Consider the following 21151-nt stretch of genomic DNA (forward strand, 5'->3'; position numbering starts at 1 on the left):
AAAATTAACCCAGGTTACAACAATTTTAGAGCTCGATTAAAATGCGATTACCCTGTCGAAACACCAGTCAAAACTGTTCTAATTGTGGGACAAAAGTACCTAAAAAATTAAAAGACCGTATTCATTCTTGTCCTCACTGCGGGTACACAGAAGATAGAGATGTAAATGCGGCGATCAATATATTAAAGTTGGCGGTGGGGCATCCCGTCGGTAATAAAGCTTTCCGAGTATCCGAACCAGTAGGTGGAGTTGGAGTGCGGCTCGTTCTGAGGTAGGAGCCTCCTGAAACAGGAGGGGTATGACCCAGAAGATTCGCGGGGTAAAAACCCCGAATCTTAACTATCAGTTGGATGGTGGTGAAAACCCACCCCATTAAGAGAATATGTGACTCCTTATCTGGCCACACCGAGTAAGGCGGCAACCTTACAGAGTGACGCTGGCACCAGGGCGGAATCAGAGGTGAATCAGATTATCCACACTGCCGCTAAAAGGGAGACGACATGGGTAACAGTAGTAAAAGTCCTGAAAAAGTGTCTAACCACCAAGCCGCAATCTGAAAACAAATGCGAGACTACATCCTTTTATTCTCACGATGCTCTTTCAACAGTAATCGTAATCTCTGAGAAGAGGATAGGCAAATTGGTTAGAAGTTACCGCAAGAATAGTGGAGCCTTTATAGTTAGTCGGCTATGGGTAAAAGGGTTAAAAATTTTGTAGTAAGGCTCCACTATTCTAAGGTTTCATCTCCGGACTGCCCTAAATCGTCAAAACAATCTAATTGATGGAACGAGTAAAAACGACAGCAATCTTTAGGTCTAAGAAGTAGTCGAACCTTAGTAAGCGTTTGCCTTGCTTAATCCCTACTGTCGGGTAAGATGTCACCGGAAACTGGTGACGGGTATCAAGATAAACAAACTAATGAAGAGCATAGGTAGACACAGTGCGGCTTGTTCTAATCAGGAGCCTCCCGTGGTAGGGAGGGGTATGGATTAGGGGCGCGTGAGTTTAACTCACAAACCTAACTATCTGACGGATGCAGGTGTAAGTCCTGCCCATGAAGAGACATGTGACTCCTGATCTGGCCACACCGAGACAGACGGCATTCTGTCAGAGTGAAGCTGGCGACAGGGCGGAATCAGAGATGTAGTTGGTCACATCACACTGCCGCTAAGTAGGGAGGTGACAAGGGTAACAGTAGCAAAAGTCCTGAAAAAGCGTCTTAAACTACCAAGCGAAGAACCATCTATAAGCATAAGCTGGCATCCTTATATTCTCGCGGAGTTTCTTGTGTCGATATCCGCCATCTCTGAGGAAAGGATAGGCGAAATGGACTGCCCTAAATCACCGTAACAATCTATCAGATGGAACGAGTAAAAACGACAGCATTAAAATGGGTCTGTAGGCCGGTCGAACCTACGGTAAGTTATGCCAAAATTAATCCCCACTGTCGGGTAGGATGTGCCTAGAAACTGGGCACGGGTATCCAGAAAATACAAACTTTAGAAGAGTATGGGTAGACACATGTCAAAACATAGTGACCTATGGAAAAGTCAAGAGTGGAAGAAACTCCGCCAAAACTTATTCCGCCTACAGAAGAGAGTATTTAAAGCGGTTCGAGCAGGCGACTTTAAGAAAGCTAAGTCTCTACAGAAACTGATTCAGCAAATCCCGTTCAGCGCAGCTTTTGGCTGTCCGTCAGGTCACACAGCTAAATAAGGGTAAGAGAACGGCGGGAATAGACGGAAAGTCAAGCCTCAATTACCGTGAACGCATGGAACTGGTTGAAGCATTGAACCACTATGGTCACGACTGGCACCACAGCGGACTTCGAGAAATCCCAATCCCTAAAAAGAATGGGAAAGTAAGGATGCTTAAGATACCAACCATCGCTGACAGAGCATGGCAATGTAAGCGTGAAGCTAGCCTTGGAACCAGCCCATGAGGCGACGTTCAGCGGAGATAGTTACGGGTTCAGAACGGGCAGGTGCGCCCAGGATGTCCAAAAACGCCTATTTAGTCATTTGAACTCAGGTTCTAATGGAAAAACAAAGCGCGTCATAGAACTAGATATTGAAAAATGCTTTGACCGTATCTCCCACACCTGCATCATGGAAAGGCTTATAGCACCAGCAAAAATTAAAACGGGAATATTCAGATGCCTCAAGGCAGGTGTCTCCGTCGAGTTTCCAGAACAGGGAACCCCGCAGGGGGGAGTGGTAAGTCCTTTACTTGCAAATGTGGCTTTAAACGGAATAGAAAATATTCATACTAGTCTAAGGTACGCCGACGACATGGTATTTATACTAAAACCAAAAGATGACGCCGAGAAAATCCTCAAGAAGGTATCTGCCTTTTTGGCGGAAAGAGGGATGAACATTAGTCAAGAAAAGACCAAAGTAACTAAAGCGACAGACGGGTTTGACTTCCTTGGCTGGCATGTCCGAGTTAAGAAAAACGGAAAATTCCGATGCATTCCCTCAGAGGAAAACCACCGGAACATACGTAAGAAGATTAAAGCCGTAGTCAACAGCTCGAAATATGGTGCAAAAGTAAAAGCTAAGAAATTAGCCCCCATAGTGCGGGGATGGCGAAACTACCACTCAAGCTGCTACATGGGTAGTAGCAGGGATAACCTTTGGTTCATGGCCAAAACAGCAAACCGAAAATTCCGAAAGGAAAAGAAGATAAATCGCTGGGAAGCAAATGAACTGTGCGACAAGGCTTTTCCATCGGTAGGATACACACAAAACCAGCACATAAACGTAAGGGGGACTAAGTCACCCTATGACGGTGACTTAGTCTACTGGAGTAAAAGAAATAGCCGACTTTACTCCGATGCTACTTCAGACGCCTTGAAAAAGCAAAACCATTCCTGTGGACACTGTGGGTTGAAATTTACCGAAGACGAATCTGTACATCTCCATCACATTGATGGAAACCACGACAATTGGTCTAAAAGTAATCTTTTAGCAGTTCATCAGAGCTGCCACCAACAGATACATTGGAGCATTCCGAAAGGAAAGGATATCTAGGAGCTGCATGAGGGGAAACTTTCACGTGCAGTTCTGAAGCGGAGGTGCCCCGGATAATACCGGGCATCGACCGTAACTGTCAAACAGATATAGTGACCTCTGGAAAAGTCAAAAGTGGAAACAACTCCGCCGGAATCTTTTCCGCCTCCAAAAGCGAGTTTATAAAGCAGTTCAAGCTGGCGACCGTCAGAAAGCCCGGTCTCTACAGAAACTGATAATGAAATCCCGGTCAGCACAGTTATTGGCTATCCGCCAAGTGACACAGCTCAATCAAGGAAAGAAAACCGCCGGAGTAGACGGGAAAGCATCCCTAACCTACAAAGAAAGGTTCGAGGTACTTAAAAAGTTAGGCTCCAATGCGGAAAACTGGACGCATCAAGGGTTAAGGGAGATACCAATACCCAAGAAAAACGGGAGTACGAGAATACTAAAAGTACCAACAATCCAAGATAGAGCATGGCAATGTAAGCGCAAAATACGCCTTAGAACCAGCTCATGAGGCTACGTTCAGTGCCTACAGCTACGGATTCAGAACTGGCAGATGTGCCCAAGACGCACAAAAAATGCTATTTCAAAATCTGAATTCCAGCAAAAAGGGCATAAATAAAAGAGTAATTGAACTAGACATCAAGAAGTGCTTTGACCGCATCTCCCATAGCTCTATTATGGATAGATTGCTAGCACCTGCGGGTCTGAAGACGGGGATATTCAGATGTCTAAAAGCAGGCATCAATCCGGAATTCCCAGAGCAAGGAACACCCCAAGGAGGCGTGGTCAGCCCACTAAAGCGCCAACATCGCACTTGACGGAATAGAGGAAACAAACCCCAAGGTCAGAAGTATCAGATATGCCGATGACATGGTAATAATCCTCAAGCCTAAGGATAACGCTGAAAAAATCTTAGGGAAGGTCAAAGACTTCTTAAAAGAACGTGGAATGGAAATCAGCGAAGAAAAGACCAAGGTAACCAAAACGACAGACGGATTTGACTTCTTGGGGTGGAACTTCCGCGTCCAAAAAAACGGAAAGTTCCGGTCAATTCCCTCAGAGGAAAACCACCGGAACATACGTAAGAAGATTAAAGCCGTAGTCAACAGCTCGAATTATGGTGCCAAAGTAAAAGCCAAGAAATTAGCCCCTATCGTGCGCGGATGGAGGAATTACCACAAAAGTTGCGACATGAGCAGCTCGCGAGATAGCTTATGGTTCATAGCAAAAACTGCCAACCGCAAATTCCGAAAGGAAAAAAAGGTGAACAAATATAAAGCTAACGAACTATGTAAACAAGCATTTCCCGCAGTGGGGTATGAACAAAACCAGCACATTAACGTAAAAGGGACTAAGTCCCCCTATGACGGAGACCTAGTCTATTGGAGTCGAAGAAATTCCAAACTATACAACAATGCTACATCCGAGGCTTTGAAAAGGCAAAACCATTCCTGTGGATACTGTGAAATGAAGTTCATTGATGAAGAAAGGGTACACCTACATCACATTGATGGAAACCATGATAACTGGAAGAAAAACAACTTAATAGCTGTTCACCAAAGTTGTCACCAACAGATTCACTGGAGTCAAAAAGATACTCAGGAGCCGTGTGAGGCGAAAGTTTCATGCACGGTTCTGGAGCGGAGGTGCTCCCCGTAATAGGGGACATCGACCGTAATAAGAAGCCCACACTCAACCTGAAAAGGTGAGTGTGGGAGTATGTCACAACGGCTTGAAGGGTTTGAAGTTACCGTAAGATAGTGGAGCCTTTATAGTTGGTAGGTTATGCGTAAAAGGTTGAAGTCTGTTGTAGTAAGGCTCCACTATCTAAGGTTTCGTTTCCGGAAATGCGCTGATTGTGGTCTTACTTTCAAGGATGGAGATTTATTGGAAATACATCATATATTACCGCGCGCTAATGGTGGAAGCAACAAGGATGAAAATCTGGAATTATTACACCTACATTGCCACGATGCCAAACACGGAACTAAAGTTAACCCCAACGAGTTAGATGAGAATCCGTTTTAGAGGTACCACTGTCAAGGATAAGTCCTATGATGAGGAGCGGTATGATGCGTGCATTGTCACGTACGGTTCTGAAGACAAGTCAGTGGGGTGACTCACTGACTTAGTTTAATCACAATACTGCGATTCGGCGTTCGCGAAGCGTGGCCTTCGGCCTCAGCCGACGCTACGCGAACAATATCCTAAAGACTGAAGTTCCCCTTTGACAAAACGGCACAACCTATGCTGGATTTGGGATTAGAGATTTTCGGGAAGTTACTTACTGGGTACAAACAGGGAAACATTAAGCAAATCCAAAGCTTTTTGTTGGACTTGTGTGGGTTGAGTAACCTTGGAAAAAGTTAGAGAATTTCCCTCTAATTTAGCAGTAATAGTGTTGAGAGTAATTGTCCCCAGATCGGCCATCAAAGTTGAAAAGCTATGTACGGGTAAGTTCTCTGATGTCTTCTTCCTACGAGCTTTGGATAAAGCCTTTTTTGAACGTTTGACAGGAGTTACTCCATCCCAATCCATAGGAGTGTCATCCTCATCCTCAAACAAAATCGGCCCATTAGCTTGTTTCATGTGCCATTCCACATAATAAGCCAGCATACAAAGAAAAACGTGAGATTTAACTCGGCTTTCAAGGTGATGATAAATTGGACGGACTTTTAAATCCACAGTCTTATAAGAGCGAAAAGCTTGTTCCACTTGAGAGAGACTTTTATAAGCTTTTACAGTATTTGGAGCATCTAAAACTTCTGCCTCTACAGATGTACGAATCACAGACAATCCATCCTTAGCTGCGGCAACTTTGAGTTCTTGTGACTTGCGAGAGTAGGAAAAGCTATTGTCACCGATTTCCAGATTAAAGAATTTCCCGAGCAGATACTTATTAATTACCTTTCCGACTCGGATGCCAATTTGGTCAGCCCCTTTTAGGGGTCTTTTATTTCTTTGAGTAGCCCGGACAATTTTTTCTAATTCTTCTTCTGTTTTCTGTAAGAGTTTTTCTCGTTTTTGGGCGCTTTGTTCGGCGGTTATTGGGTTGCGACAAGCGATTAATCTTTCTCTAGGTGCGCTTTCCGTAGGCGAATTAAATTCGCCACGGGTCGCACCTCTGGATAATCTCCCGATTCGACCTCGACTAAATTTTGTTCATCAAAGAGTCCCAGTTGAATGACTTTTTGTTCGGCTAATTTTTTAATTTGAGGCGCTGTTAAAGCGGTAATCCAGTCTAGGTCTTCGTAAGAAGAGAACTCTTTGTCTATTCTGGTCTGAGTAATCATTCCTCTATCTCCGACCCAGATGATTTTTGAGATTCCAAAGCGATGACGGACTTTTTCTATCTGTTTTCCCAAGGTCGTCGTATCGGATTTATTCCCTTCAAAAACTTCTACCGCTATCGGACATCCTTCTCGATTACAAAGTAGACCAAAAACAATTTGTAGCTTTCCTCTCTTTTTGTCTCGACTATAGCCATAGTTAGCCAGAGGACAGGATTTTCCTTGTGGCCTACGGCCTCCGCTTCGCGAACAAAATAGGTAGAACTGACATCATAAAGAACTAACGCTCCCTCTTCTAAATGCTTTTTAGCCAGTTCATTTTCAATATTAGCTTGTCTAACTAGCCGCCAATCCAAGGCTTCATATAAGTCATCTTCATCTGTTGATTCAAGTCCGAGTAGCTGACTCATTGATGTTGAACAAGTTTGAACATTAAATCCCCTCGCCGTTGCCAATTTTGAACGGGGCTCAATAATTCTTGCTACGAGCATTGCTATGATTAAAGAGCGATTTCGAGAGGCTTTTGAATCTATCAGTTCTGGCACTCCTAATTTCTGAAGAGTTCCTAATACCGCAGATACATGACCATGAGGTAAGCTCCTTTGAATCTCAAAAGCCTGCTTGAAGTTTTCAACAGCGACTCCTCCTTTGAGAACAATACGTAAATTTTCGATGACATCATCAGGTAATTTAGACAGAGAACGCTAGGGTGCGTTTACGAACTTTATTTCCCTCTCGGTATGATTCCCTGAGAAGGACAGCAGGTGGTGAATTTCGATTGGGAACTCGTTCTATATACATGACTACATTATCGCCGAAGTTACCCAACTTTAAATCTTAATAAAATTGGAAAATTACATGGGCACACAAGGGTCAGGCTAAATAAAGCTTATCCCTGATGGGGATAGCCTTTCCGTGACCTTGTAGTACAAATGTACAGGGGAACTTCAGTAAAGAGAGCTTTGAGTACGGTGGGGTTTGAAGTTACCGTAAGTAGAGTGGAGCCTTTACAGGGGACTGGCTATGAGAAAAAGGGTCAAAACTTATTAACTAAGGCTCCACTCTACTAAGGTTTCGTTTCCGGCACACCGGAACTTGGATTGACCGTAGGTCACACTACGCGAACGTCGATCCGAACGCTCGGGGAGAGGCGGCCTCTACTCTTCTTGGCTCTGGCCTGGAAGAGCCACGCTGCCTCGTTGAACCAAGAATCCCCGCGCCTTTAGGCCGGGGAGTGTCAAATCGCCTGTATGTATAATAGTATTGGTAAGTAAACTGCCCTAGTGAGTAAAAGCCAAGACTTACCTGGTAGCAGAGCTTAGAAAATCTGTCAAAACCCCTGACTCTCCTGGTAAAAAATCCAATCAATATGGTAGACGGCAAAGTAGAAATCAGCTCCTTCGGGGCGAGGGAAGTAGCCTTGGTAGTAGACAAACCTACTACCGGAGTAAGTCCTTTTAACTCAGGATTGTCTGCCTGACGCACTCAGAACTATTTTCAAGTGAGATGACTGGAATCTACACTGCCGATGAATTACAACAGCTGATGACCCAGGAGTCAGAGCGATGGCGACCTCTGGTATTTACTAATGGCTGTTTTGATATACTACACATTGGTCATGTGCGTTACTTAAAGATTGCCAAATCCTTGGGTTCAGCTCTAGTGGTCGGGCTAAATAGTGATCAATCAGTAAATCGCATTAAACCATCACAGCCAGGATATCCTTCCCGACCACTGGTTCCTGAAATACAGAGGGCAGAAATTCTGGCAACTCTCAAACCCGTAGATGGGGTAGTGATTTTTGCTGAAACCACAGCTAATCGTTTAATTGAAGCACTGCAACCAGAGGTGTACGTTAAAGGGGGTGACTACACTTTATCCACTTTACCAGAAGCCCAAATTGTTCAATCCTACGGGGGGCGGATTGAGTTAGTCCAGGTTGAATTTCCTACCTCCACTACTCAAATCATTAACCGCATTCTTCAGGCTCGATAAGCACGTGAGAATAGAGAATGGTTAAAATTTGGTAAATTGTTGTGGGTGTAAATTGATTCTTTGTCAATTTTGGAAAAAACTTTTCATACCCTCGGGTGTTGTCTCTTCCTAGCTGGTGTCTCCCTATATACAGTATAGGCACGCTACATTAGGCATGATAGCAGGCTTACATTAGGTACTAAGCACCCTTACACACTTAACTATTAACCATTAACCATTAACCATTAACCATTAAACCAACACCTAACCCCCAACCCCTAACAATTAACCTGCAAGTTAATTGTTCAAGCAGCGATTAGAGTGAAGCACCGAAGCGAGACAATTGACGGACTACGATCGCACGAATTTTGGCACAAGTTGTTCATCGTAAAAGGTTTAAGGTTAGACAATTATAAGCTTGAAGGTTGTATACAAGCGGTTCCTTGCCGTAGTCTAGGTTAAAAGCATGAACTTGCTTGACTCTCGACTTTAAAACCTATCACATTCAATCTTCTTGAGTGCAACCTCAAACCCTACCCTTCATGAGCGATCAAACGGCCCGGTTACCAGCAGAAGTCTCTAACACAGTTGCCGAACTCCAGCGCCAGCTAAAGTCTAGTTCTGAAAAAAAACAACAGGCTTTGATTCAGGAACTTGCCAACACTGGCACTGCCGGGTTAGACGTGTTAATGGAATTTTTACAGGAGCAACATGCCAACCCGACTATCCTCAGTGCTGGTTTTGCCTATCAAGCCCTCCATCAAGCCAATATGCCCAAAACCAATGAATTTTTGCAAACCTATTTTCCTACTGGGGTTGTACCCCTACGTTCTGAAGCAGGCATTGATTACACACCCGTGCAACAGCTGTTAGTTAAACAAGATTTTCTCGCAGCTGACCGTCTTACTCTCGAAAAACTCTGTGAGTTAGCAGGAGCTGCTGCTCTACAGAGAAGATGGCTGTATTTTTCCGAAGTAGACAATTTCCCGATTACAGATTTGCAAACTATTGATATCTTGTGGGTTATTCACTCTCAAGGCAAATTTGGATTTTCTGTACAGCGGGAGCTTTGGTTGTCTTTGGGCAAGAACTGGGAAAAACTTTGGCCAAAAATTGGTTGGAAAACTGGCAATCGCTGGACCCGATATCCCCATGAGTTTATCTGGGATCTCAGTGCACCAAAAGGTCATTTGCCTCTTTCCAATCAGCTCAGAGGTGTTCGGGTATTTTCCTCTTTGCTTTCTCATCCAGCTTGGTCTACTCGGATATGACTGCCATAAGCGGTCAGGAAGGAAAAAAACACAAAAATGCTTCTGATACCAAAAAAAATGGCATGATTTAAGCATTTATTTTCCTGAGAATTTGTTGACTTCACTACTCTATCTGGGAACCTTAAGTGTTGTGGGTAGTACTACAGTAGCCAGTAGACTGTGGTGCTACCAAAGGTAACCATGGGAAATGGGTTGGTTATGGCAAAAGAAAATCAACTTTTTTGTACTCTGGATGGTTTGACTCCTAAAGAACGGGAAAAAAAACGACTGAAAACTCTTCGGGATTTAGGTCTACTCGAAGCAGAAACAGTACCAGTTTTCGACGAGGCAACTCAAACTACTGCCAGATTTTTAGATGTGCCTATCTGCATTTTGGGCTTTATGGTACAAACGCAACAGCACATCAAATCAGCTGTGGGATTATCTAGAATCGGTCTAATGAATCGAGTGGCACAGTCCCGTCAGTTGCCCCGTAGTGAATGCTTTTGTAGCTATGTAGTAGATAGTCATCAAATGTTGGCGATTAATGATACAGTCGCCAACCCTGTCTTTGCTAGTAGTGTACTGGTTCACCACTACGGTATCCGTTCTTACTTAGGTGCACCACTGTTAACTGCTGACGGAGAGTGTTTAGGTACCCTAGCAGTTATGGATTTAGTACCTCGCAATTTTACCACCAAAGATTATGAGTTTTTGGCAATTACCGCTCGTTGGAGTCTCAGTGAATTTGAGCGGAATCATTTTTTGAAAAAAGAGCGTGACCGGTTTGTTAACTGGCTACCTAACTCTTCCACAGAGGCTCAGCACTCTCAGGAAGTGGAGTCTGATCGGGAAATTTATAGCCCTCGGAATATCTGTCTAGATGGAATAGCTGGTTTTAACTCAGTTCACACCATTAAGTACAAATTACTAACTCAGCTGACACAGGAATTGCGCACACCTCTAACATCAATTATGGGAATGGCTAGTGTATTAAGTCGCCAAGTTTATGGGTCTTTGACTGATAAACAAAAAGAATATCTAGAAATTGTTTATTGCAGTGGTCGTCAGCTGGTCTTGATGGTTGATGAAATTCTTTGCTTGGGGATTTTTGAGGAAAACAGCGAACAACTAAATTTAACTGCTGTAGATATTGAAATGCTCTGTCAACAAGCAATTAACAATTTAGCACAGATAGCCCAGCAACATCGACAAAAGTTGCATTTATCTGTAGAGCCAGGGAATCGCATCTGGTTTCTGGATAAAGAAAAGGTCAGACAAATGCTATATTACCTCATATTCAGTGTGATTTACTCGGCTGAAGCAGGGGGTGAAATACGCATCCATGTCTCTCGAAAAACTGATTTGGACAGGGCTAATGTCGTGTCTTTGAAAATCGCGGTTTGGGTTTCTCACCCCTGGCTCGGAGATGGTCTACCTCAGATGTACGGGCAAATTTCTGAGTTACCGTTACAATCTCCCTCAGCAGCAGCAGCAGTTGCTAATGCTTTAGAAACCCCATTCATCAATGAACGACTCGGAATAAGTGAACTACCTTCGAGTTCTAACTTCCTCTGTGACAATCAGTTTTTATCCAGTTCTTTTGACCCAGAAAGCACTAGTTGGAGTTCTGAATCGGAAAAAATACCTCAGAATAGTGAATCTCGTGAAAGTTTAGGGCTATTACTAAGCTGCCATTTAGCTAAACGCCATAGAGGAAAAATTTCTGTTCAAGGTTTGCCAGAGTTAGGGTACCGCTACGTGATTACTTTACCTAAATTAGAGTCTTCTGATCAAAACTGTTAAACCACTGTTCCAATTCATTGACTGATATGTTAAACTAATATGGGCAACGGTACTGTAAAGGTGATACAGCCAGCAAACATAGACCGTGACCGTATTTATCAAAAACAACTCATAAATAGAAGACTAACGGCTGATAAGGGTTGCTCAGTTAAGAAATTGTTGAATTTTGCGCGCGTCTTTCTGAAGTGGTCGATAGCAAAAGTCCTAAAGACCCCCTGAGAAGGCCAGATTTTCGGGAAGCGTCGAAACGTTTTTTAGTATTTGGTGAATGAATCCTGATCTAAAATCAAAGATTATAGATGGGGTGGTTTCAAATAAAACATAGACAATGAATTCAGCTTGGCAACGGTTTACTCTCTCAAATTTGCAGCTGTATCGGTGGCGAGGAACTAGCTATTTGTATCGCCTCGTGGGACTCCTAGATTCTTGGCGTCAGAGTAGCTTGCTCCTACAGTGGTCTGACCCAATAGGAGCGATGATAGTTGCTCTGGTGTTCGGTTTAGCTCCTTTTGTCTCCAATGCTCTAGTAGGCATCTTGTTAATTGCAAGTGCAGGGTTCTGGGTATTGCTAACCTTATCCGATGATATAGGAAAGCCGAAGGTAAGCCCCATTCATCTGTTAGTTTTTTTGTACTGGAGTGTTGCCACTATAGCCACCGCACTCTCTCCGGTGAAAGGGGCTGCCTCTAGTGGTTTGGTGAAATTAACCCTTTATTTGTTGTTTTTTGCCCTGATCGCAAGGGTATTGCGTTCCGGTCCGCTTCGTAGCTGGATTATTACCCTGTTTCTCCATATCTCACTAATTGTCAGTATTTACGGCTTGCGGCAGTGGTTTTTTGGGGCTGAAGCATTAGCTACCTGGGTAGACCCGACTTCAGCAGCAGCAAAACTGACACGGGTCTATAGTTATCTGGGCAACCCGAATTTACTAGCTGGTTATCTGATCCCAGCAGTATCATTGAGTTTGGCAGCAGTATTTGTCTGGCAGGGTTTGCTCCCCAAAGCCTTAGCACTGACGATGGTGGTCGTGAATTCAGTTTGTCTAGTGCTAACCTTTAGTCGGGGTGGATGGATTGGTTTTGTTGTTTGTATTTTCGTCTTCTTGATCCTGCTGGTGTATTGGTACAGTGTGCAGTTACCCCCTAAATTACGCCCTTGGGCAATGCCAGCCTTATTAAGCAGTTGTGCTGGGGTGATGCTTCTCGCAGTCATGTTTGTTCCAGCTATACGCGATCGCATTGCTAGTATTTTTGTTGGTCGCGAAGATAGTAGTAACAACTTCCGCATGAATGTTTGGTCTGCTGTGGTGGACATGATTCGTGATCGCCCCATGATTGGCATTGGTCCAGGTAACAACGCCTTCAACAAAATCTATCCCCTTTTCCAACGCCCGAAATATACCGCCCTCAGTGCCTATTCCATTTTCCTAGAAACTGCCGTAGAAATGGGTTTGATCGGGATGTTATGTTTCCTTTGGTTGCTGATAATCACCTTCAACCAAGGTATGCAACAACTGAGTCGTCTGAGAAATTTAGGTAATCGTCAGGGATTTTGGCTGATGGGAGCCATTGCCACCATGTCAGGAATGCTCGCCCATGGTCTGGTAGATACCGTTTGGTACCGTCCTCAAGTACAGACCCTATGGTGGCTAGTCGTTGCCATTATTGCCAGTTTCTATGTCAATCCGAATTCTGAGTCCTCAAAAGTTTAGAATTTGCAGGTTGCTTTGAAGGTTGCAGGTTACAAGTTACCAAGGTTGAAGGTTGCTAGTTTTTTGATGTTGACCAAACAACCTTGGCCAAAAGGCCACGGGTGGGCGTTCAACCTTGGCCAAAAGGCCACGCATTCGCGAACAACCTACCAAGCAACTAACCAACCTTGGCCAAAAGGCCACGGGTGGGCGTTCAACCTTCAATAACGTTTGATAGCCCGTGCCATATCTCGCTGATCCTGACGCCTCTTGATCGTCTCGCGCTTATCATGGAGCTTTTTCCCTCTGCCCAAACCAATGCTGACTTTAACTAAGCCGCGCTTCAAATAAATCTTTAAGGGGACAAGGGTTAAACCTTGCTGTTCTAATTTACCGGTGAGCTTATTGATTTCCTTACGGTGCAGCAGTAGTTTTCGGCTGCGACGGGGGTCATGATTAAAATATTCGTTGATATTTTGGTACGGAGAGATATGGACATTGAGCAGCCACGCTTCCCCACCACGAATCAACCCATAGCCATCCCGCAAGTTGACCTTGCCAACTCGGATAGACTTCACCTCCGTTCCCTTTAACTCAATCCCAGCCTCGTAAGTCTCTAAAATTTGGTAGAGAAAACGAGCTTGTCGATTATCACTAATAACTTTATAACTTTCACCTTTATCACTCATAGTCTTGCCACTCCCACAAGCTTGCAGTTATTTAACTGTAGCGCCTGAGGTTAGAACTGGCGACAACGGGAAACTATTAACTTTTATGAAGATATTGAGATTTACCTGCAAAACAGTTACAATAGATACAGAAATTACAAATCGTTCATCTGTTCATGACTTAACCATAGGTGATCAAGCTTCATGGAGAGACGGAAGTAAGGATAAATCCTGAAGGAACGCGCCTCTTATCACTACACTGACATTATGAGGCGAAGACTATGAAACTTTCTTATCGCGGTGTTAGCTACCAATACCATCCTTGCGAAGTTTCCACCACAGCAGTTGACTTGACTGGCAAGTATCGGGGAGTGAATTACCGATTGGGTAGTGCCCATCCGATACCACTTGTGCAAGACAAAGTCAACCTCAAATATCGTGGCGTTTCTTATTAAGTGACATACTCCCAGACTGACAAGCACGGTTCAGTGTGGGCTTCTTGCCAACTCCGCCCATTGGTTAGGATACTCAGCAAGCTTTATTAACGATACGGGATGCCCCTCCGCACCGGAACAATACAAAAAAGTTCAATTTTGAGGCAAGTAGGTGGCGTTTAGCTCTTAATTTGTCTTCCCTACTATTTTCAGTATATCCCTCTTCTGTCACTCTCCGAGAAGTAAAATAAGAGAATAAACAGATTGGGTAGCTCAAAAGTAGATAGGGCAATGGATGTAGAGTTACAGATTCTCAAACATAGTGCCAGAGATGCACAACCAACAGTTTCGGTTATTGATCAATATTGTGAGGCTTATAAAGACCTGTTTTCAGAAGTAAGAAGTTATGAATGTTTCAAATATTTACATTTAGGAATAATCTCACCGATAAAGAGAAAGTCGCTACCAGAAATAGCTAAGGTAGTAGGCATAAAATCTGCTCAGTCACTCCATCATTTTTTAGCCAATTCTCCTTGGTCAGCGACTGAAGTAAAATCCCGAAGATTAAGTCGGATGCTCAAAGCATTAAACTCCGAAAAAATCACGGTAATAATTGATGAAACCGGGGATAGAAGGAAAGGAAAAAAAACGGACTATGTAGCACCTTACAAGGGTACGTTTTTAAGATTCATCCAGAACTAAAGACATGAACTTGTGCTGGGGAGGCTGAAAAATCAGGGACAAAACTCCCGATGGGCAAAGGTTCCCCCTTAAATGCCGCCGCTAAAATTCTAATTAGTCCTCGCCGGAAACAACTGAGTTTTCGAGGTGCACTGGTCTTCAATGATTTAGGAGATGAACTTTCCTCAGACTCCGATACGAGATTGACCAGTGCTATTGTCCATAGGCTGGGCCAATTGTAAACTGCTAGCTAATAGCTTGTCGTCAGCTTTTCCGCCGACACTGACTAACCATAACGTCGCTACTGCTATCGCCAACCATACTCGTTCTGCTCGCTTGGGATCACTGATCCTGGTCAGATGCCACTGTAGTCCGCCGCGCTTGATATCTTTGAACATACACTCAATCCAACTGCCCATGCCATACCACAAGATTTCAGCTTGGTCTGGCTCTAAGTCTGTCAGAATTAACCATGGGTCGCTGTAGTCTTCATCCCACCGAGCCAAAAGGGTGCATTGGAGTGAGTTATTTTTGAAACAAGTGATCATCCCTGCCCAAGACTGACCCAGTGCAGTGATCAATCCTTTGAGTGGCACAAACCCACAGGAGAGCTTGCTCTGATAGTAACCTTGAGCATTGATGCCCATGAACGGATGCCATTGCAGGGCAACAATTGCCTCATAGAACCACCGGAGCATACAAGCGATTGTCAGTGGTGACAACCACACACCCTACTGAGGGAATCCCAGGCTGAAGATGCTCAAATAACTTCAACCAGTAAGGTGGCCAGCAACATGTGTTTTTGGCAACGATTACTTTCCACGCCACTGGTATGCCACAACCTCTATAAACCACGCAAACCACTAACAAGGTGAAGCGATCTCCCAGTGTTGAGGCATCTGCAGCTAACACGATGTTTTTGTGATCCGTTGGCCACCAACTTAATAGCCATTGCAACAATGGTGCAAAACTCGCGGTTACATCCAGTTCATTACGTTTTCTACCACCTATATCACTACGCTCCTTATACCATTCTCGTAATTGCTGTCTGACCGTGAACTCTTGCTTATCAAGCAGTTGTGCCAGAAAAGCTGATACGGTTGATAACCCACAACAATGGGTGATAGCGTACCCATTGCGACCCATACTCAACACTGCAGCTTGGGGTTTGGTTAAATGAGGCATTTTGCTGGTTACTATTCAACGCCCGTCCTTGTAAGCTATTGGGCAATCAGTCATAGCTTATATTCGATCACTATTATGATCGGAAGCCATTACCCCTTTGGTGCAATGTTGACCATCCTACTCCCTGGATTCTTGCAGCTGTTGCCCAAGCCAGGTAAGGATTTGATTTGAATCAGCCATCCCTACTCATCACAGCTTGACTCCTAGGCATGATTAATTCTCAATTTTAAGGCAGTAGCTCCAGAAATCTTAAAAACGTACCCTTGTAAGCTATGTAGCACAGGGTAATTGCAGCTATTTTGTATAAATTGTACTTGACAAAATAGGTATTTAACATAGTCAGTGATAGGACTAGACAACTCTTCTGGAATGAAGGACACTACAGACAGATGGAATCAGTCCCTTTCACATCCTTTCAATCCTCATGTCAACAGGTTTTGGTGCTCCTAGCATATCCCCTCCTTCGGTTACGCTGAAAAAGCTCAGACGTAGTGTGCTTAAGGAGTTTGAGAGATTGGATGAGCCTCGGGTGAAACGGCAGCCACAGCAAAAACTGGTCGACATCGTAACTATTGCCATCCTGGCCACCCTATCTGGGGCGGATAGCATGGTAGGGATTGAAACCTATGGAAAAGCGAAACGGCAATGGTTAGAGACATTCTTGACATTGCCTCATGGTATTCCCTCACACGATACCTTTTCGAGAGTCTTAGGGTTGATTGACCCCCAGCAGTTGCATGAGTGTTTTTTGAGTTGGGTCGGACATATTACCGACCAGCTGGAGATTAAGCTGATCAACATAGATGGCAAAACAGCCCGTAGCTCCTATGACCGAGAGCATCAACTTAAAGCCTTACATACAGTCAGTGCTTGGGCTTCAGAACACCATCTGGTCTTGGCCCAACAACGGGTAGAGAGCAAGTCGAATGAGATTACAGCCATTCCAGAGCTACTGAATCTATTGGATATTCAGGGTGCGATTATCACCCTAGATGCAATGGGTACTCAGCGCGATCTTGCTGCCCAAATCCGAGACCAAGGTGGGGAGTATATCCTGGCACTCAAAGGGAATCAAGGCAAGCTCCACAAGGCAGTGAAGACATTCTTTAAGGCGGCTGAAAAAAAGCATTGGGAGGGGACCCACGTATAGCTATCACGAGCATACAGAAGCAGGTCATCATCGGACCAACGCATCGACAAGTGTGGGCGGTGCCCATCAGCCAATTGCCCGATTTGCCCAATCCTTCGAAATGGCAGGGCAAAACCTGCGTGGTGATGGTCAAACGAGAGCGACGTCTTTGGAATAAAACGACTACAGAGGTGTGTTTCTACATCACCAGCTTAGGTGCAGATGCTAGGGTTTTAGGGCAGGCGATCCGCTCCCACTGGGGGATTGAAAATAGCCTCCATTGGATCTTAGATGTCACCTTTGGCGAAGACCATAGCCGTATTCGCACGCCTTCATGGACCAATGAATATGGGACTGCTGCGACGCTTATCGCTGAATTTACTCAAACGAGAACCCTCTAAGCAAAGTATTGCCCAGAAACGCTACCGAGCGGCCATGGATAATGACTTTGTCATAAACCTGTTGCTCAGCAATCATTCCTGTTAGGTTTTGCTAGACCAGCACAGTGAGGACTGCACAACTTCTTAGAGGAAACCACAACAAAGCACATCCCAACCCCATCATGCCGCCAGATTGTTCCGACCCCGTTGGCATGCTCCTTTAACCAACCAAAAATGAGAAATATTGTGGAAAACAAGTCCAATCACTTTAGCTTCTAGGTTAACCTGATTTAGATGCGATTGCCCTGCTATGTAGCAAGGCAATATCTAGGAAGTATCGGAAAAGTAGATAATGGAATAGTGTCAGTTAATGCCTGATTGACTGACAAAAGTTATTCCGGAACATATTGGTACGTTAGTACTTTGAACTCTAGCCTATAAATTCGTTTCTCGTGTTGTTTGCGCGATGCCATAACAGGGTCAGGATCACGGTTGGAGGTGAAACTGACGTGACGAATCAGTCGCCATCCGTTTAACAGAGCAGTTTTGACCCAATCCCAGCCGATGCGGAAATAGCTGTTGCCACGAAACCAATGGGTGTCAACCCACCGTCGTTTCCCCGTTTCCACAACCAATGTGCCTTGTGCCGTAACATAGAGTGTAGCCAATGCCAAGATGAACCAAAGTCTCGAAAGGGCACATACACAGCGAATCTCAGACTTCTGGATGTTCCAGCCGTTAGACTGGTCGTCCAAAAAAGCCTCTTCAATATCGAATCTTAATCCGTATTCATAGAATGTTTGTAAGGTGGTCGGTTCATCACTGACGATGGCCCAAAACTCACCATTGATGTTGTTGCGCCCAAAGGCTATGTGGACCGAGCCATACCATTGGTCTTTATGCAATCCCACGTTGTGAAAACACAGTGCTTCGCCCCGTTTGAAGTGAAACTGTTTAAGTTGACACCAACCTTTGCCAGTGCGCCAAATCCAAGCATCCTTTTTCAAACGGATACGATAATGCCAATGCCATTGCTGAGTCAGGGCTTGAATTAAATCCTTATGGACAAACCCTCGATCAGCCAATAAGACAATTTTTACGTCTTTGGGTAGGCACCGAGCTGCCTGATCCAACACGTCTCGGTAGTCCTTGAATGAGACCATCGCACTACTGTGATGAAGCACTCGCCAAGCCACCGGCAAGGCACGACCCCGATAAACCACTGCCACAAGGGAGCTGGCAATACTCATCCCAGAACAATGACGTATCCAAGCTCAAGTAAAGACACTCCTGTTGCCAGTCCGCCAAGGCGGCTTGGATCAATGGTTTATACAGTCGATGTATATTGATACGAGGGTTATTGAGCCATCGACGAACCCGTCTGTGCTTACTGTGAGCATACTTTCCTCGGCAGGGCAGATAGGATATCCAGCGGGTCAGATTAACTTCACCACTATGGATCAAGGCCACCACCATCCATATACAGACCGTTAGGTGAGCTTTGTGTGCCCAGGGACTGGCTTGACCGAGCCAGGTATTCAGGGCATTGTAGAGGCGGGAGTTTTTTTTCACAGCGTTCTTATGGTTTTGAGTGGCATCGCGCATCTTAGAACGCTGGCTCCCACTCAGATTTTTTTAATCCCTCAAGCATCCATCTGACAAACAGTTTGACAAAACAGTGACCGCCTTTTGTCAGTCAGTCAGCGGGCTTAGGTACGGTCGTATTTTGCCACCATTGAAGATAATTCTCGAAAGCCTTGTTTACAAGCTGTCGCTCAGGACATTCGATGTTATCCCAAAATGCCTGTTGGAAATCATGATCGTCCCACCGATCCTGGAGATTAATCAATGCGGGGTCAGACTGATCTGGTCGAACCAGGTCGTGGTTGCCAGGTACAGCCAGAAACTTTGGCTCAAATTCCATCTCGCCAAACTTTTTCCAGAACTTATTTAAGAGTTTGTCTACCTGTTGGAATTCCGATTCATTGCCCCTCTGGGTGAGATCGCCAGTAAACATTACCAAATCAATTGGGCCTACCGTTTCACAAAGGTATTCTAAATCCTTAAAGAAAATTTCTTCAACATTTGGCCAGAGAGTTTTTAAGCCTTTCATACCCATGTGAAGGTCTGTCAGATGTAACCACCTAACGATCACCTCCGTGTGATCATACATTTTGATCAAGCTAGTTGAATCACTCACCGATTAACTTCCAGTTAACTATATATTATTAACTGGCAGATGCTTGAAACCCAATTTTGATTCAGTCTAACACAGGAAAATCAGGGAACAGGGAACAGGGAACAGGGAACAAAATTTATCACAATTCATTTTATATACCTATCACAATTTATCTGATATATTTCAGTTTTTTTAGTTACTGTTGCCGATGATATCAGTAAAGTTAATCCAATAAAAAATGCCATTCTCTGAAAGAGATGCTACGGGATTGGCCGTAGGCCACGCTACGCGATCGCATTCCCAAATTTTTACTCTCTTACCGATTCCAGATTCCCGATTATCATTGGGTCTTGGTGGGCATTGCCGATTTGATTAATCGCCGTTCAATCATGATCTTTATCGGCAATGCCCACCCTACGATTCTAACATTTTTATTCTATTCCCGATTCCCGATTTCCGATTCCCGATTATGATTGGGTATTGGTGGGCATTGCCCATTTCATTAATCGCGGTTCAATCATGATCTTTATCGGCAATGCCCACCCTACGACTCTAACATTTTTATTCAATTCTCAATTCTACATTCTTAATTCTACATTCTTAAGTTTTTTTGTACATTTTATTTCCATACCATCTCACAAAAAAAATTATAAAACCCCTTGACAAAATAATCTGTAATCGTTATGATTATATTTATAAATCTCAAACACGAGTTTAATTATGACTGAAGACTTTGTCCCAAACGAAAACAACAATCCTGAAGAGACTACTCCTGGTAATACTCCTCAGGAACCTTCCCAAAAAAAATACCCAGTTAAGCACATTTTGAAAGGATCACGTAAAGCAATACTCAATACCATGTATGCCCTTTATGGACTGCGTTACGCGGAAATCTCGGAGTGGAGCCCCCTTCAGCCCACTGGAATCCCGGGGGAATTCATCACTATGATGACGAAGTATTTAATTATCGGTTAAACTAATCGACAGGGGGTTTTACCCCCCTGGCAAAAAAATTAGGTCTGATGTCAGTGGTCAGCGATCAGCGGTCAGCGGTCAGCCCTTGGCCTTTGGGTAATAGCTAATAGCTGAATGATAATAGCTGATAACTGTTCGCGTAGTGTGCGCGTAGCGCATAAACTGATAGCTGACAGCTTACGGTCTGATTAAATCGGATGATGTCTGGTTTGGTTTACAAAGTTGAGTCATAAAGATAACTTCTAGCCGTGGAAAGTATTTCTGCGGCTATTTTTTTTGGGGTTGAAAGTTGGGAGGTTGAAGGTTAAAGGTTATTCGGTTGAAGGTTTAAGGTTGGGATGTTCAAGGTTTAAGGTTATTATCCGGAAATTCCCCTTAATAAAAATTCTCCCCATCTCCCCATCTCCCCATCTCCCCATCTCCCCATCTCCCCATCTCCCCATCTCCCCATCTCCCCATCTCCCCATCTCCCCATCTCCCCATCTCCCCA

The 21151-nt window shown here is 44.3% G+C and carries 18 protein-coding genes, 5 pseudogenes and 1 riboswitch; of the genes and pseudogenes, 16 read left to right on the forward strand and 7 right to left on the reverse strand.

Annotated features, from left to right (window positions below; translation table 11 throughout):
- Positions 1–56: 56 nt before the first annotated feature.
- The 5 genes and pseudogenes from BJP37_RS37570 to BJP37_RS27510 all read left to right on the forward strand — a co-directional run.
- Positions 57–275, forward strand: a pseudogene (locus tag BJP37_RS37570) (zinc ribbon domain-containing protein); the annotation flags it as partial.
- 109 nt (positions 276–384) lie between these two features.
- A complete protein-coding gene (locus tag BJP37_RS27495) occupies positions 385–717 on the forward strand; it encodes a hypothetical protein (protein WP_075903632.1) in 333 nt (110 codons plus the stop codon).
- Between the two features lie 792 nt (positions 718–1509).
- Positions 1510–3032: pseudogene (locus BJP37_RS27500) on the forward strand (reverse transcriptase domain-containing protein).
- Positions 3033–3108: 76 nt separating this feature from the next.
- Positions 3109–4679 (forward strand): annotated as a pseudogene (locus BJP37_RS45180) (group II intron reverse transcriptase/maturase).
- 126 nt (positions 4680–4805) lie between these two features.
- Entirely contained in the window at positions 4806–5048 is a 243-nt protein-coding gene (locus BJP37_RS27510; protein ID WP_081431350.1) for an HNH endonuclease, read from the forward strand.
- A gap of 252 nt (positions 5049–5300) precedes the next feature.
- Here BJP37_RS27510 and BJP37_RS27515 read toward each other — a convergent pair.
- Positions 5301–7111: pseudogene (locus tag BJP37_RS27515) on the reverse strand (IS1634 family transposase).
- Between the two features lie 705 nt (positions 7112–7816).
- On the opposite strand from BJP37_RS27515, the gene BJP37_RS27520 reads away from it, so the two are divergent.
- The 5 genes from BJP37_RS27520 (at position 7817) to BJP37_RS27545 (ending at position 13258) form a co-directional block, all read left to right on the forward strand.
- The gene (locus BJP37_RS27520) at positions 7817–8305 is read left to right on the forward strand and encodes an adenylyltransferase/cytidyltransferase family protein (RefSeq protein WP_070395231.1); all 489 of its coding nucleotides are present in this window, start codon (positions 7817–7819) and stop codon (positions 8303–8305) included.
- A 521-nt stretch (positions 8306–8826) separates the two neighbouring features.
- Entirely contained in the window at positions 8827–9555 is a 729-nt protein-coding gene (locus BJP37_RS27525) for a GUN4 domain-containing protein (protein ID WP_070396930.1), read from the forward strand.
- 198 nt (positions 9556–9753) lie between these two features.
- Positions 9754–11340, forward strand: a complete 1587-nt coding sequence (locus BJP37_RS27530; protein ID WP_229415464.1) for a GAF domain-containing sensor histidine kinase — start codon at positions 9754–9756, stop codon at positions 11338–11340.
- A 328-nt stretch (positions 11341–11668) separates the two neighbouring features.
- Positions 11669–13051, forward strand: coding sequence for an IctB family putative bicarbonate transporter (locus tag BJP37_RS27540; protein WP_075903638.1), 1383 nt, complete (start codon positions 11669–11671; stop codon positions 13049–13051).
- 3 nt (positions 13052–13054) lie between these two features.
- Entirely contained in the window at positions 13055–13258 is a 204-nt protein-coding gene (locus tag BJP37_RS27545; protein ID WP_075903640.1) for a hypothetical protein, read from the forward strand.
- Here BJP37_RS27545 and smpB read toward each other — a convergent pair.
- Entirely contained in the window at positions 13252–13719 is a 468-nt protein-coding gene (gene smpB / locus BJP37_RS27550; protein ID WP_075903642.1) for an SsrA-binding protein SmpB, read from the reverse strand. The two genes, BJP37_RS27545 and smpB, sit on opposite strands and share 7 nt — an antisense overlap.
- Before the next feature lie 140 nt (positions 13720–13859).
- Positions 13860–13944: riboswitch (Glutamine riboswitch) on the forward strand.
- A 35-nt stretch (positions 13945–13979) separates the two neighbouring features.
- On the opposite strand from smpB, the gene BJP37_RS27555 reads away from it, so the two are divergent.
- Complete coding sequence (locus tag BJP37_RS27555) at positions 13980–14153, forward strand: DUF4278 domain-containing protein (protein WP_081431351.1); 174 nt, start codon at positions 13980–13982, stop codon at positions 14151–14153.
- 270 nt (positions 14154–14423) lie between these two features.
- Positions 14424–14795 (forward strand): annotated as a pseudogene (locus tag BJP37_RS27560) (transposase); the annotation flags it as partial.
- A gap of 203 nt (positions 14796–14998) precedes the next feature.
- Here the strand turns inward: BJP37_RS27560 and BJP37_RS41595 are convergent.
- Together BJP37_RS41595 and BJP37_RS41600 are read right to left on the reverse strand one after the other, a co-directional pair.
- Positions 14999–15535, reverse strand: a complete 537-nt coding sequence (locus BJP37_RS41595) for a hypothetical protein (RefSeq protein ID WP_198954201.1) — start codon at positions 15533–15535, stop codon at positions 14999–15001.
- A complete protein-coding gene (locus BJP37_RS41600) occupies positions 15492–15998 on the reverse strand; it encodes a hypothetical protein (protein WP_075903647.1) in 507 nt (168 codons plus the stop codon). Before BJP37_RS41600 ends, BJP37_RS41595 begins: the two co-directional genes overlap by 44 nt.
- A gap of 424 nt (positions 15999–16422) precedes the next feature.
- Between BJP37_RS41600 and BJP37_RS27575 the strand changes: the two genes are divergently transcribed.
- Together BJP37_RS27575 and BJP37_RS44000 are read left to right on the forward strand one after the other, a co-directional pair.
- Positions 16423–17148: an ISAs1 family transposase gene (locus BJP37_RS27575; protein ID WP_269087076.1), complete on the forward strand. Its 726-nt coding sequence runs from the start codon at positions 16423–16425 to the stop codon at positions 17146–17148.
- A gap of 59 nt (positions 17149–17207) precedes the next feature.
- A complete protein-coding gene (locus BJP37_RS44000) occupies positions 17208–17528 on the forward strand; it encodes an ISAs1 family transposase (protein WP_269087077.1) in 321 nt (106 codons plus the stop codon).
- Between the two features lie 371 nt (positions 17529–17899).
- Here BJP37_RS44000 and BJP37_RS42900 read toward each other — a convergent pair whose 3' ends face one another.
- The 3 genes from BJP37_RS42900 to BJP37_RS27585 form a co-directional block, all read right to left on the reverse strand.
- Complete coding sequence (locus BJP37_RS42900; protein WP_229415237.1) at positions 17900–18757, reverse strand: transposase; 858 nt, start codon at positions 18755–18757, stop codon at positions 17900–17902.
- Entirely contained in the window at positions 18675–19112 is a 438-nt protein-coding gene (locus BJP37_RS37585) for a hypothetical protein (protein ID WP_143727508.1), read from the reverse strand. Before BJP37_RS37585 ends, BJP37_RS42900 begins: the two co-directional genes overlap by 83 nt.
- Before the next feature lie 91 nt (positions 19113–19203).
- The gene (locus BJP37_RS27585) at positions 19204–19707 is read right to left on the reverse strand and encodes a metallophosphoesterase family protein (protein WP_143727828.1); all 504 of its coding nucleotides are present in this window, start codon (positions 19705–19707) and stop codon (positions 19204–19206) included.
- 217 nt (positions 19708–19924) lie between these two features.
- Between BJP37_RS27585 and BJP37_RS40180 the strand changes: the two genes are divergently transcribed.
- The gene (locus BJP37_RS40180) at positions 19925–20062 is read left to right on the forward strand and encodes a hypothetical protein (RefSeq protein ID WP_158069802.1); all 138 of its coding nucleotides are present in this window, start codon (positions 19925–19927) and stop codon (positions 20060–20062) included.
- A gap of 344 nt (positions 20063–20406) precedes the next feature.
- Positions 20407–20661: a hypothetical protein gene (locus BJP37_RS27590; protein WP_075903651.1), complete on the forward strand. Its 255-nt coding sequence runs from the start codon at positions 20407–20409 to the stop codon at positions 20659–20661.
- Positions 20662–21151 lie beyond the last annotated feature (490 nt).

It is taken from the genome of Moorena bouillonii PNG (genome assembly GCF_001942495.1).
In the GTDB taxonomy this organism is placed as follows: domain Bacteria; phylum Cyanobacteriota; class Cyanobacteriia; order Cyanobacteriales; family Coleofasciculaceae; genus Moorena; species Moorena bouillonii.

Excerpts from the sequence above, each read along its gene's own strand:
- BJP37_RS27590 (WP_075903651.1), top strand. The coding sequence starts at position 20,407 with ATGACTGAAGACTTTGTCCCAAACGAAAACAACAATCCTGAAGAGACT.
- BJP37_RS27520 (WP_070395231.1), top strand. The coding sequence starts at position 7,817 with ATGACTGGAATCTACACTGCCGATGAATTACAACAGCTGATGACCCAG.
- BJP37_RS42900 (WP_229415237.1), bottom strand. The coding sequence starts at position 18,757 with ATGAGTATTGCCAGCTCCCTTGTGGCAGTGGTTTATCGGGGTCGTGCC.
- BJP37_RS41600 (WP_075903647.1), bottom strand. The coding sequence starts at position 15,998 with ATGCCTCATTTAACCAAACCCCAAGCTGCAGTGTTGAGTATGGGTCGC.
- BJP37_RS27575 (WP_269087076.1), top strand. The coding sequence starts at position 16,423 with ATGTCAACAGGTTTTGGTGCTCCTAGCATATCCCCTCCTTCGGTTACG.
- BJP37_RS40180 (WP_158069802.1), top strand. The coding sequence starts at position 19,925 with ATGCCATTCTCTGAAAGAGATGCTACGGGATTGGCCGTAGGCCACGCT.
- BJP37_RS27525 (WP_070396930.1), top strand. The coding sequence starts at position 8,827 with ATGAGCGATCAAACGGCCCGGTTACCAGCAGAAGTCTCTAACACAGTT.
- BJP37_RS27530 (WP_229415464.1), top strand. The coding sequence starts at position 9,754 with ATGGCAAAAGAAAATCAACTTTTTTGTACTCTGGATGGTTTGACTCCT.
- BJP37_RS27555 (WP_081431351.1), top strand. The coding sequence starts at position 13,980 with ATGAAACTTTCTTATCGCGGTGTTAGCTACCAATACCATCCTTGCGAA.
- smpB (WP_075903642.1), bottom strand. The coding sequence starts at position 13,719 with ATGAGTGATAAAGGTGAAAGTTATAAAGTTATTAGTGATAATCGACAA.
- BJP37_RS37585 (WP_143727508.1), bottom strand. The coding sequence starts at position 19,112 with ATGCGCGATGCCACTCAAAACCATAAGAACGCTGTGAAAAAAAACTCC.
- BJP37_RS27510 (WP_081431350.1), top strand. The coding sequence starts at position 4,806 with ATGCGTAAAAGGTTGAAGTCTGTTGTAGTAAGGCTCCACTATCTAAGG.
- BJP37_RS27540 (WP_075903638.1), top strand. The coding sequence starts at position 11,669 with ATGAATTCAGCTTGGCAACGGTTTACTCTCTCAAATTTGCAGCTGTAT.